Source organism: Vibrio sp. Vb0349, assembly GCF_033338975.1.
This window is the reverse complement of record NZ_JAWOTS010000002.1, coordinates 317,643-329,432: the sequence shown is the minus strand read 5'-3', so window position 1 is coordinate 329,432 and position 11,790 is coordinate 317,643. Positions and strand designations below refer to the sequence as shown.

Sequence of the window (11,790 nt, the reverse complement as noted above, 5' to 3'; positions counted from 1 at the left end):
TCAGCAGGCTTAAGGATGGAGGCGAATCCAAGTGGTTTTGGTTTCGGTGAATTTTGCAATCGCGTGGAGAGACTTGTCTCGACCATTTCCGCTCATTTTGAATCCGCCAAATGGGACCGTCATGTCACCTTCGTTGTAGTTGTTGACCCAAACCGAGCCGGCTTGCAGTCGTTTTGCTACGCGATGAACGCGGTTGATATTGCTGCTCCAAAGTGCAGCACCTAAGCCGTACTTCGAATCGTTAGCGATCTCAATTGCTTGCGCTTCATCTTTGAATGGAATGACACACAGCACCGGACCAAAAATTTCCTCTTGGGCGACACGCATCTTGTTGTCGACGTTGTCTAAAATGGTTGGGGAAACAAATGCGCCCTGCCCATCGACATCGCCACCACAACGTACGTTTGCACCTTCTGATTCACCTAACGAGATGTATTCCAATACTTTTGATTTATGATCTTGGTCGATGAGTGCACCCATGGATGAACTTGGGTCCATTGGGTCTTTTGGCGTGAACGCTTTCGACGCTTGAATAACTTTTTCTATAAACTGATCTTTGATGCTTTCGTGAACAAGCAGGCGGGTTGCCGCGACGCATACCTCACCTTGGTTGTAGAAACACCCTGCGGCGGTGTCTGCTGCTGCGCGGTCTAAATCATCACAATCTTCAAACACGATGTTCGCGTTCTTGCCGCCCGCTTCTGCAAACACACGCTTTAGGTTGCTCTCACCCGATCTGACCATCAGTTGACCTGCAATGCGCGTCGAGCCTGTGAAGGCGATGCAGTCTACGTCTTGGTGTTTCGCCAGCGCGTCGCCAGCTTCATGACCAAAACCCGTAACGACTTGGAAAACGCCTGTTGGTAAGCCCGCTTGAGAAGCAAGTTGACCTAGGAATATCGCGGTGAGAGAAGATTTTTCTGACGGTTTTAGAATCACGCTATTACCAGCCGCTAAAGCAGGGCCAAGCTTCCAGCACGCAAGCCAAAGTGGGAAGTTCCACGGTACAACCGCAGCAACCACACCAATCGGTTGATGAGAAATAAAAGCGTGTACATCTTTTTCGGTTGGGGCAACTTCGCCGTATACTTTGTCGATTGCTTCTGCGTACCAGCGTAATGCACTCGCCGCACCAGGAATATCGGTAGAGAAGCTGTGAGAAATAGGCTTACCGGTATCAAGCGTTTCTAGCAGAGCCAATTCTTCTTGGTTTTGATCAATCAAGTCAGCAAACTGTTTAAGCACTGCTTTGCGATGAGCTGGGCTGCTCTCGCTCCACTGACCGGATTGAAATGCTTGGCGAGCGTATGAAACCGCGAGATCAACATCTTCATTTTGGCAACGGGCGATTTCGGTGAATATCTCATCTGTTGCTGGGTTAACTACCGGGATGGTTTGCCCTGTTAAAGCGGCACTGTATTCACCGTTAATGTACGCCCTGTTTTCGATGTTTAGATTGTTTTTTAGTTCAATCCATTGCTCTTGGGTTTTCATACGCTCTCCTTGTGATCACACAAGGCAAGCCCCCACTAAAATGTGGTTGGCGTATGCGCACTTATCATTCGACAAGCCTTGTCTGTGTGATTTGTAAATCGATGGGGCTTCGTCGTATCAATAATGTACGACTCGCCCGCTGTTATGACATGAGATTGCCCTTTATATTCCAGAGTGATTTCACCCTCTAATACGGTGCCAATCTCTTCGCCTTCGTGTTTGATTTCTGCCGCACCAGTGGTTCCATAAGGTGCGTATTCCTCGATCAAGAATCCGATGACTTGATCTTTGTCACCATTCGTTACCAGTTTCATGGACACCGTCTCGCTCCCGATTTCCACAAGATCTGACGGCTTGATGACTACTTTCACTTCATCGTTCGAAGGTTGTTCAAAAGTGAAAAACTCTGATAACGATAAAGAAAATACATTAACGATTTTTTGTAGTGAGCTGACCGACGGGCTCACTTTGCCATTTTCAATGGATGAGATTGCACTGTGGGTAATACCAGCGCGCTCGGCTAGTTCCCTTTGTGACAATCCATGTTTTTTTCGTAACTGAACAATATTTTTACCAATCTCTTGATTGTCCATTCATACAGCTCCAAACGTTTAACGAGAGGTAGCCATCATAAATTCATTGAACAAAATTTGAGAGAAATGATTGGTTTTTGCTTCCCATTCTGGGTGCCACTGCACGCCAACGAAAAATTTTTGATTAGGAAGACTAAATGCTTCTACCAAGCCATCCGGGGCTTTAGCTTCTACTTGTAATAGAGGAGCAAGCTGATCGACGCCTTGGTTGTGTAGTGTGTTCACTTCAAAGAAGGTGGTATTTTCCCAATGATTTTGCACCAGCCATTGTTCAAATAAGCTCTGCTTTTGAACTAGTACAGCGTGTGCTGGCGCGTATTTTTGTTCGAAATCTTCAACAGGCGCTTCACGATGGTCATTGAAGCCGGAGTCATGAACGGCTGGGTTTAACGAGCCACCAAGTGCGACATTCATCTCTTGAAAGCCGCGGCAAATACCAAGGCACGGAATGTTTTGGTCAACCGCATGACGAATTAACGTGAATGAGAGCTCATCACGAGCTTCATCTTTGTAGCTCTCTTCGTGCGTTGCATTGTATCGATGTGGCGCAACGTTAGAGTGGCTGCCAGGAAAAAGAAAACCATCACATATGTCTAGGATGGTGGTTACGTCATCGCCCGACATGTCGGGAGCCAACATAATCGGTAGTCCTCCAAAATCCTTTATGGCGCGAAGGTAAAAGTCGTTGACCGCTTGTATCTGATAGCCACCCAACTCTTTAGCGCAGCTAACCACACCAATGATGGGTTTGTGTGTATCTGCCATGATATGTCCGTGTTCAATTTATTTAACACAAACCCTACAAACCATGTACAAAATTATCAACACAGATGACCATTATTATCGTCACAACGTGATCTGACGCACTTTTTAGGCTTCAAAACTGAATATTTATGCTCATTATATTGAACAAAACAAAACCAACTGTTACAAAATAGTTAACAAAAAGACATAAAAACCAGCCGTTAAACATCAAAAACACAGTGTAAGTGCATGTTTAAATTAAAAATAACCTAAAAAACAAACAACTCGCTCAGAGTACTGTAATTTATTTGTTAATTTGGTTATTTCTAATTTCTACTCGTCAGGCTATTTGGAGAAGAAAATGGAATCGTATCTACAGGAAGTAAAAAATTTTAAACAAAAATGGCCCGATATTGAATTTATCGATCTCATCTTTACCGATATAAATGCCACCCCAAGAGGAAAACGCATCCCGATAGATGCTCTAGAAAAACTGAATAAAGGTGTTGCCCTCCCCCTTTCGACCATCACCCTAGATACCAAAGGTAACGTCGTTGAAACAGCCGGGTTGGGAGAAGATCTCGGAGAACCAGATAATCTCTGCTATCCAATCAGCGGCACCTTAATGCCGACGGCAAAAGAACAAGTTGGTCAGCTACTGCTTAGTATGATGGATGAAACCGGGCAGCACCCTAACCCACTGTTCATTCGAAACATTCTCGCTTCTATATTGCAAACACTGCATGCTAAAGACCAATATCCTTGCGTCGCGCTCGAGCTGGAGTTCTATTTAATAGACAAAACCCGCGGCGAAAATGGCGAACCATTAACGGCAATTAACCCCACGAAAAAAACTCGAGAAAAAGATACCGAGGTTTACGACCTTGATGGACTAGATGACTACGCTGATTTCTTGGCCGACCTTAATCGAATTGCATTAGAACAAGGTTTAAACACTTCCGGAGCCCTATCTGAATCGGCACCAGGGCAGTTCGAAATCAACTTCAACCATTCTAAAGATGTGCTTCGAGCATGTGATGAAATCATCATCGCAAAACGCTTGATTCGCCAGGTCGCTCATCAGCACGGATTTGACGCCACATTTATGGCGAAACCTTTTAGTGAGCAAGCGGGTAATGGCATGCACATTCACCTCAGCTTGGTTGATACAGATGGTAACAACCACTTTAGCCAACCAGACGGTCAAGCGAGCGCCTTCTTCTATCAAACCATGGCAGCGATGCTGTCACAAACATCCGATGCCATGGCCCTAATCTGTCCTAACGTTAACTCTTACCGTCGCTTTGTTCCTGGCGCTTACGTCCCAACCAAAGCCGATTGGGGAGAAAACCACCGCGGTGTTGCGTTGCGTGTGCCTATCAGCGATAGCAAAAATCGCCGTATAGAGCATCGTATAGCAGGCGCTGACGTTAACCCATACATTCTCGCTGCAGTAGTACTTTCCGCAGTATTAGCGAGTGAAAGCTACACCAAAGATCAATGTCCACCGACTCTCAGTGATGATGCAATTGAGTTACCTCTGCGTATGTCAGAAGCTCTAGAGCGACTGGAGCACAGTGAGCTGGCTCAATACATCTCAAGAGACTTTATCGATTTGTATCTAGCTTGCAAACAGAGTGAACTCGCAGAATTTGAGCGAGCGATTACTCCATTGGAAATCGACTGGATGTTGCACTCGGCATAAACAAAGGAAATGAACTTTATGACTACGCAGACCAAGGCGCTGGATGCGCCTCTTAAAATCAACTCTCAACACATTATTGTTTCTTTAATCTCGGTTGCGACGTTTGTCTTTTTTACCACAATCGGTTTAAACCATGAGGAAGGCGAAGCCTACGGATGGATGAGTCTTTTACCAACGGCGTTGGTATTGGTCTTTGCGCTGACAACACACCGAACTGTGGAAGCCCTCTTTAGCGGCGCTATTGCCGGTGTTCTTCTGCTTAACCCAACTGAAGCGGTAGAACAGATTGTTGATATTTCCATGAGTGTAATGATGGATGAAACTATTGCTTGGATCATCCTCGTTTGTGGTTTGATGGGCGGCCTAATTGCTATTTTGGAGAAAGGCGGCAGTATCTTAAGCTTCTCCGACATGCTGGTCACGAAAGTAAAAAGCCGTAAGCAATCGATGCTGATGACCTTTGCGTTAGGTATTCTGATCTTTATCGACGATTATTTGAATGCGATTGCAATTTCTTCCTCAATGAAAAAAGTTACGGACGGCTACCAAATCTCGCGTGAAAAGCTCTCATATCTTGTGGATTCAACCGCCGCACCTATCTGTATCCTCGTACCGATTTCCACTTGGGCAATTTTCTTCAGTTCGTTGCTAGAAGCAAACGGAGTAGCAGAAGCGGGAGATGGTATCAAAGCATACATTGAAGCTATTCCATACATGGCTTACGGCTGGGTAACGCTGGTGATTGTTTTGCTGGTTGCAATGGAAAAGGTCCCAGATCTAGGCGCGATGAAAAAGGCAGAAAAGCGTGCGAAGAATGGTCAAGTTCGTCCAGACGGTGCAACAGATGTCGACTTTGGTCCCGATGTATCTGCACATACCAACCCAACCATGGGCCTTGTCAACTTCTTGTTACCAATGATCGTACTTGTTGCCGCAAGTTGGTATTTTGGTATCGATCTACTTGCTGGTGTTTTCGTCGCGTTAATCTTTACTATTAGCTTTTACGGCGCACAAAAACTGATCTCGATGAACGACATGTTCGAAGCTGTTTATGATGGCATTAAGGTTATGCTACTGCCGCTTGCGACCGTTATTGGTGGTTTCATGTTGAAATCGGTCAACGACTCATTGGGCGTCACGCAGTATGTCATTGAGACCGTCAGCCCTTACCTGTCAGCGTCTTACTTCCCTGCGATTATCTTTATGATTACAGGCGCGTTGGTATTTGCAACGGCATCGTCTTGGGGAACGTTTGCAGTAGCGATGCCAATTGTTCTACCTTTGGGCGAACAGCTTGGTGTGCCTCTACACTTAACCGTTGCAGCGCTGCTTTCAGCATCAGCGGCAGGGAGCCACTCTTGTTTCTTTAGTGACTCAACCGTGTTATCTGCACAAGGTTCGGGCTGTACAGCAATGCAACACGCAACCACACAGTTTCCTTATGCGTTGATTGGTATTGTTACAACCGCGATTTTCTTCTTCATCATCGGTTAGCCCCTTTATCTAATTGCAAAACCCTGCTCAAAAATAGCGGGGTTTTGTTCTATCAAGTCAAATGATCCTCTTAAAACTACTTTACGTTCGTTCAGTATAAAAATACTCAAAGATGTACAGCTGCACTCAATAAGGGTTTGGTAAACCTAATATTTTTGGTTTACGCTTAGCGAAGCGTTTATTGCGCAGCAAGGCAGCTTTTGAGTAACTTAAATGCCGCCTTAATACAGTGTTAACGGTTGGAGAGACATGAAAAAGTTAGCCCATGAGATATGGATATTTGATGGAGATCCCGTACAATTTTTAGGACTCCCATACACCACTCGTATGACTATTGTTAGGCTTTCTGATGGTGGCCTTTGGATTCATAGTCCAATTAAGTTATCAAATTCGATTAGAGAGCAAATCAACAATCTAGGCCAAGTGAAATACTTAATCGCTCCTAATCATTTACACCACTTGTTCTTATCTGAATGGGTATTTGCCTATCCTAGCGCAGAAGTTTATGGCACAGATAAAGTCATTAAGAAGTGCCGTGATATACACTTTCACGCTTCACTTAACCAAGGTGGTAATGCTTGGAACTCTGAGATTGAACAAGAACTATTTTCTGGCTCTCCATTAATGGAAGAGTGTGTGTTTTATCATCGACCTTCAAAGACCTTAATTGTTACTGACCTCGTCGAGAACTTTTCTGGCCAGGACTTTAACTACTGGCAGCGGTTTGTGGCTAAAGGGGCCGGTATTCTTGCTCCGAATGGAAAAATGCCTTTGGATTGGCGCCTAAGTTTTATGTTTAGCAAACAAGAGGCTCGAAAACACTTAAATAAATTGCTGTCTTGGAAACCTAATATATTGGTTATGGCTCACGGTGAAATCGTCCTTGATAATGCAGACGAGTTCTTACAGCGCTCTTTTAAGTGGCTAGTATGAGACAACATTGAAAACTCACACAACAGAATAGACAAGAAGCTATTTTAAAACATTAGGCCCTTTTAGCTTAGTCTTAGGGACGAATTTACAGCACTACACGTTATGTTTAACGATAAGCTCCCCTATTCCTCTTAATTGAGCATTATGCAGCAATTTAAAATTCCGTTAGAATTGCACTTCAAAAACTTCAATGCGAAGAATTCTGGACATTGATACGGACATAAGTTCAAGAGTTAACATAACGCAATAGCAATCTCTTACTAATTATTTTGCATCGAGACATTGGCATACTCCCGAAACAAACCCTTCTACTCTAAAGGTTTTGTTAATAACAGTTGCCATGCTTGTTAGTTATTCTCGTTGAACTCAGTATCTTGAAGTTGTTTGAATATATAAATTTAAAAAAAAGAGACATAAGATGCACAAAAAACTCATCATTCTAAGCTTGCCTATTCTATTAGCTGCATGTGCGGCACCAAAGTATACGGTAGAAACAATCTCGAAAGAAAATCAGAGCAAGGAAATCACCATCGTAAAAGACAACGCCACGCGAGATGTTTTCTTAGATTCGATGCAAGACTGGTGTTTGGATACCGCCCACAAATGCACAGTCGTAAGCGACGGCACGCCTCCTGTTAGCTCTGAGCTAACACTTACTTACGTATCACGCTGGAGCTGGGATTTTAGAACATTTATCGCTGATGCTCAGATCAAAGCCTACAAAAATAACGAAAAAGTAGGACAAGTTGAATTTAAAGCACCAAACAGCGCGAATCCAGATAAATGGGGTAAAGACAACAAACGAATCATTTCGATGATGGATTTGTTATTCGGTAAACAAACCGTGAGTGAGGCTCAATCCAAGATTAAGCTGGGCGAAATGTAATGAGTCGAACAATTGCCCATTTAACAAGCATCATATATTTGTAGAGAAAGATAGGAATGTTTAAGTGACTGAAGTCAAAACCATTGGGCTTTTCTTTATAACCGCCATTGCAGAAATATTAGGCTGCTACTTACCTTATCTCTGGTTAAAGGAAGATAAGTCAGTTTGGCTTTTGGTACCAGCAGCGCTATGCCTTGCTATGTTTGCTTGGCTTCTATCTTTACATCCTACCGCAACTGGCAGAGTTTATGCCGCTTACGGTGGTGTCTATATTTTTGTCGCAATTCTATGGTTGTGGTGTATCGACGGCGTTCGACCAACGCTCTGGGACATAGTGGGGGTTTCTGTCGCTATGCTTGGCATGTCAATCATCATGTTTTCACCCAGAGCATCCTAAACGTAACCGAGGGAAACCCTTACGCTTAGTATTTTGGCTATGTGCTAGATTTATTGATTAATAACATTATGACGTAATTGCTACATAGCCAAAGTACGCTTGGGCTTCCCCCCAAAAACAGCGCTATTTATAGGAGATACCAATGAACCATGCAGTGAAGGCAAGATTTGATGAGTATCCAAAACATGTGCGTATTCGGATAGAAGAGCTACGAAATATCGTCTTAACTATCGCTTCTGAATTAAAACTGGGGGAAGTTGAAGAATCTCTAAAATGGGGAGAGCCAAGCTACAGTGTGAAAACAGGTAGCCCGGTAAGGATGGATTGGAAACAGAAAACGCCTAGTCGTTATTATCTGTTCTTTAATTGCCAAACTAAGCTCGTCGACACATTCCGCGAACTGTATAGTGACTCACTTGAGTTTCAGGGTAATCGAGCAATAATTCTATCTTTATCAGCTCCTTTGCCAGAAGCTTCAATCAAGACCTGTTTAGAATTAGCATTAACCTATCAAAAGCGAAAGAACTTACCTCTTTTAGGTATGCAAGATCGCTTAATAAAACTATTTACGGCCGATTAACCATATTCAACTACTCTACCTTTGTATCCTTTTTAATGCTTCCGCAGTAAAATTTTAGATTAAGTGGTCACGTTAATAACGCCGCAACCAAACTAGTAATATCGAAATAAAGAAGAGTTTATGAAATCAAAAATCTTGTTCTTACTTATGCTTGGAGCTCATTTCAATGCTTTTTCAGCGACGAACTATCAAGTCAATGTGGTAGTAACAGAGCCTCAATCAACATTCATTTTTCCGACTTTTGAAATATCCTCTAAAGGAAAAAGCAAAACCAGTTTTGTCGACGGCTGCGCGTACTTAGGAACCCTTTCAGAACCGAGCAAAAATAGCATACAGCTTGAAGCTACCATGTCATGCAACCGAGATGGCGCTACGTCAAGGATGGAAATGCCGGTATTTGTACTCAACTCCGAGGGTCAAAGCGCGAGTTATGATCTTGTAGAAAACGGGATCGTGATGTGGAAATATTCTGTAGAAGTTAAGCCGTCACTTAAAAAGTGATATATCAGAAATACTAAAGTAACAATCAGCACTATTAACCGCCGCTTAAGTGTAATAGGTATATTCTTTACGACTTAATGACGTTACTTGTTGCCGCAAGTCTCCAACTCATGTACAAAACAGCCCTAATTTTAATAGGAGCTAAGTGGCATGAATTTAATTGTACGTCAGGTAACTTTAGGTGATGCTGAAGGCATTACAAACGTCCTCAATCCCATCATTATTGAAGGTTTATACACTGTATTAGATACGCCTTTCACACCTGAAGAAGAAAAAGAGTTCATTACTCATTTCCCAGAACGGGGCGTGTTTACAGTCGCTTTATCCGAAAATAGCTCACAAGTCATTGGTTTCCAAAATATCGAGCCCTTTGCACAATATACAAAAGCTTTTGACCATGTTGGCATAATTGGTACGTTTGTTAGTGACGGTGCTCGTGGCCAAGGTGTGTCTAAACAGCTTTTCAAATCGACATTCGAAGTAGCCAAACAAAAGGGTTACGAAAAACTATTTGCGTACGTTCGCAGCGATAATGAGCGAGCGTTATCAGCCTATCTCAAACAAGGCTTCGAAATCGTAGGGACCGCGAAGAAGCATGCAAAAGTTCGTGGGAAATACGTAGACGAAGTCCTCATTGAGAAGTTTTTGTAGGTGTTAAGTCGCTAAACACTAAGCACGCATATAAGAACATTTGAACCAAGACTCAATTTCCGTCGTAACAATGTCTTTTCTAAAATAGGTTATTTGAAATGAAACTGACCTCGGAAATTGAGTCAAGAATAATAGAAATGGCATGGGAAGACCGCACCCCATTTGAGGCTATCGAATTTCAATTTGGTTTGAATGAATCCGACGTGATTCAGTTTATGCGTAGCCGGCTCAAATCAAGTAGCTTTAAATTGTGGCGTAAAAGGGTTTCGGGGCGCAATACAAAACACAACAAGCTACGAAACTCAGACATCATTAGAGGTTATTGCCCAACTCAATATAAGCCGCGATAGCGAACTGCACTTGGCATAAATTTTTATTACGAATCGCAACATTTATCGCCCTACCTTTGAATCAACTTCATGATTGGAGGGGAATAGTCACCACTTAAATCAACCTAGGTGTTTCAGGGCGATAATAAATTCCATGGGAGTCATATTAACATCCTCAGACGCCATCAAACTAATGATTCCACAGAAAAGATTAACACCAAACGCCCACTAAAAATAACTCAGATTACGGCGTCATTTAACCTGTGTATCAATCTCTTTTACCTTCTATTTAGGCACTAGAATCACTAACCTTCTATTTTATCTTTGAAGGCACAGATAAAAAGCTGCATGATTGAAAAGGAAAAATAGCGGATAACGGTTTAACAAGCACTCGAAGCTTGGAGGCAATTTTGAACAAATTACTTATGATATTTGCGTTGGTTTCTTTACCTTGCTTGGCCTCTGATGATGTTGAAGATCCCTGCAAAGTAAAAGGCGGTGGCGTTATGGCTGGTTATCAGTGTGTAGAAAAGAAAATGGAATCTGCAGATAAAGAGCTTAACGAAAGTTACAAGGAAGCACTCGCTAGAATAGGTGAGGAAGAAAAAGCACTAAGGGAAACATGGTCTCAGACCGAACTGGTAGAGCCATTTCGAAAGGCCCAAAGAGCTTGGCTAAAATACAGAGACGCCGAATGTGAGTTTACGGGCCTGTCTTCCACGCCCTCACCCTGGCAAGGTGTCCAGATTGAAGAATGTAAGTTAAGAATGACGTTAGAACGCGTCGAGTACTTCAATGGTGTATACGTAGGCTAAACGGATTACATCTAACAAAGCACTTCAATAAGATTCGCAACTCTTGGCAATTTCAGTTTAAATGTACTCTGTGTTTAAGATGCAAGCGTTCAGGTTGTGCGTAAAGCTTATATGGGTGTGAAATAATTATGGAAAAAGACGATTTAGTTGGGCTAGTAGTTAAGTATTTCGAGAAAATAGATGCCGGTGATCCTAGCTATCTGGATCTATTCTCAGAGGATGTTGATTTTTTCTTTCCTAAATTTGGGCAAGCGAAAGGAAAGAGTGCCTTAGTGGAGTTTGGCAATAGGATTGGTAGCTCGTTGATTAGTATCTGGCACGACATAGACGGCTTTCAAATAACGACTGCTGGAAACAAGGTCATTGTTGAAGGACAGGAAGGCGGCGTAATGAGTGATGGTACCTCTTGGCCGGACAACAAAGTTTCCACAGGGCGTTTTTGTAGTGTATTTGAGTTTGAAGGAAAAATGATAAGTCGTATGTTTGTGTACGTAGATCCTGACTTCCCGAGTCGAGATTTTGAGAGAATTTCCGTGCTGGCAGGCGAGAGCAACGTGCGACAAACTGTTCAAGCCTGAATACTGCCGCTACCGCATAGCATCTTTGTTATGCGGTAGTATTCGTAGTTAAGGTGTGTTGAGGGCTTTGATATCGCTTTACTCACACCT

At 43.0% G+C, this 11,790-nt stretch carries 14 protein-coding genes; 11 read left to right on the top strand and 3 right to left on the bottom strand.

The genetic code is table 11. From position 1 onward, the window contains the following. Window positions 1–9: 9 nt before the first annotated feature. From R7Q47_RS04795 to R7Q47_RS04785, 3 genes are read right to left on the bottom strand one after another with little or no spacing between them, the layout of a single operon-like run. A complete protein-coding gene (locus R7Q47_RS04795; RefSeq protein ID WP_176310937.1) occupies window positions 10–1,494 on the bottom strand; it encodes an aldehyde dehydrogenase in 1,485 nt (494 codons plus the stop codon). Window positions 1,495–1,529: 35 nt separating this feature from the next. Beyond that, window positions 1,530–2,087, bottom strand: coding sequence for an HTH-type transcriptional regulator PuuR (gene puuR / locus R7Q47_RS04790; protein ID WP_005377813.1), 558 nt, complete (start codon window positions 2,085–2,087; stop codon window positions 1,530–1,532). Between the two features lie 18 nt (window positions 2,088–2,105). Further along, entirely contained in the window at window positions 2,106–2,852 is a 747-nt protein-coding gene (locus R7Q47_RS04785) for a gamma-glutamyl-gamma-aminobutyrate hydrolase family protein (RefSeq protein ID WP_005377814.1), read from the bottom strand. A 340-nt stretch (window positions 2,853–3,192) separates the two neighbouring features. On the opposite strand from R7Q47_RS04785, the gene R7Q47_RS04780 reads away from it, so the two are divergent. The 11 genes from R7Q47_RS04780 to R7Q47_RS04730 all read left to right on the top strand — a co-directional run bounded on the left by R7Q47_RS04780 (window position 3,193) and on the right by R7Q47_RS04730 (window position 11,700). Next, window positions 3,193–4,536, top strand: coding sequence for a glutamine synthetase family protein (locus R7Q47_RS04780; RefSeq protein ID WP_053306915.1), 1,344 nt, complete (start codon window positions 3,193–3,195; stop codon window positions 4,534–4,536). Window positions 4,537–4,554: 18 nt separating this feature from the next. Further along, entirely contained in the window at window positions 4,555–6,030 is a 1,476-nt protein-coding gene (locus tag R7Q47_RS04775) for a Na+/H+ antiporter NhaC family protein (RefSeq protein ID WP_248487558.1), read from the top strand. A gap of 249 nt (window positions 6,031–6,279) precedes the next feature. Further along, window positions 6,280–6,963: a DUF4336 domain-containing protein gene (locus R7Q47_RS04770; RefSeq protein WP_248487556.1), complete on the top strand. Its 684-nt coding sequence runs from the start codon at window positions 6,280–6,282 to the stop codon at window positions 6,961–6,963. A 418-nt stretch (window positions 6,964–7,381) separates the two neighbouring features. Continuing rightward, window positions 7,382–7,849 carry an Sbal_3080 family lipoprotein gene (locus R7Q47_RS04765; protein WP_005385757.1) on the top strand — a complete coding sequence of 156 codons (468 nt, stop codon included), beginning with the start codon at window positions 7,382–7,384 and terminating at the stop codon, window positions 7,847–7,849. 64 nt (window positions 7,850–7,913) lie between these two features. After that, window positions 7,914–8,246, top strand: coding sequence for a YnfA family protein (locus R7Q47_RS04760; RefSeq protein WP_005377819.1), 333 nt, complete (start codon window positions 7,914–7,916; stop codon window positions 8,244–8,246). A 142-nt stretch (window positions 8,247–8,388) separates the two neighbouring features. Beyond that, a complete protein-coding gene (locus R7Q47_RS04755) occupies window positions 8,389–8,826 on the top strand; it encodes a DUF1801 domain-containing protein (RefSeq protein ID WP_248487554.1) in 438 nt (145 codons plus the stop codon). Window positions 8,827–8,946: 120 nt separating this feature from the next. Then, complete coding sequence (locus R7Q47_RS04750; protein ID WP_025766737.1) at window positions 8,947–9,327, top strand: hypothetical protein; 381 nt, start codon at window positions 8,947–8,949, stop codon at window positions 9,325–9,327. A gap of 150 nt (window positions 9,328–9,477) precedes the next feature. Beyond that, window positions 9,478–9,978, top strand: a complete 501-nt coding sequence (locus R7Q47_RS04745) for a GNAT family N-acetyltransferase (RefSeq protein WP_017633971.1) — start codon at window positions 9,478–9,480, stop codon at window positions 9,976–9,978. A gap of 98 nt (window positions 9,979–10,076) precedes the next feature. Further along, window positions 10,077–10,328: a TIGR03643 family protein gene (locus R7Q47_RS04740; RefSeq protein WP_248487552.1), complete on the top strand. Its 252-nt coding sequence runs from the start codon at window positions 10,077–10,079 to the stop codon at window positions 10,326–10,328. A 404-nt stretch (window positions 10,329–10,732) separates the two neighbouring features. Next, on the top strand, window positions 10,733–11,122 hold the full coding sequence (locus R7Q47_RS04735; protein WP_318088672.1) for a lysozyme inhibitor LprI family protein: 390 nt from the start codon (window positions 10,733–10,735) through the stop codon (window positions 11,120–11,122). A gap of 128 nt (window positions 11,123–11,250) precedes the next feature. Next, window positions 11,251–11,700 (top strand): nuclear transport factor 2 family protein, encoded by a 450-nt coding sequence (locus tag R7Q47_RS04730; RefSeq protein WP_248487550.1) that lies wholly within the window; start codon window positions 11,251–11,253, stop codon window positions 11,698–11,700. Window positions 11,701–11,790: the final 90 nt, after the last annotated feature.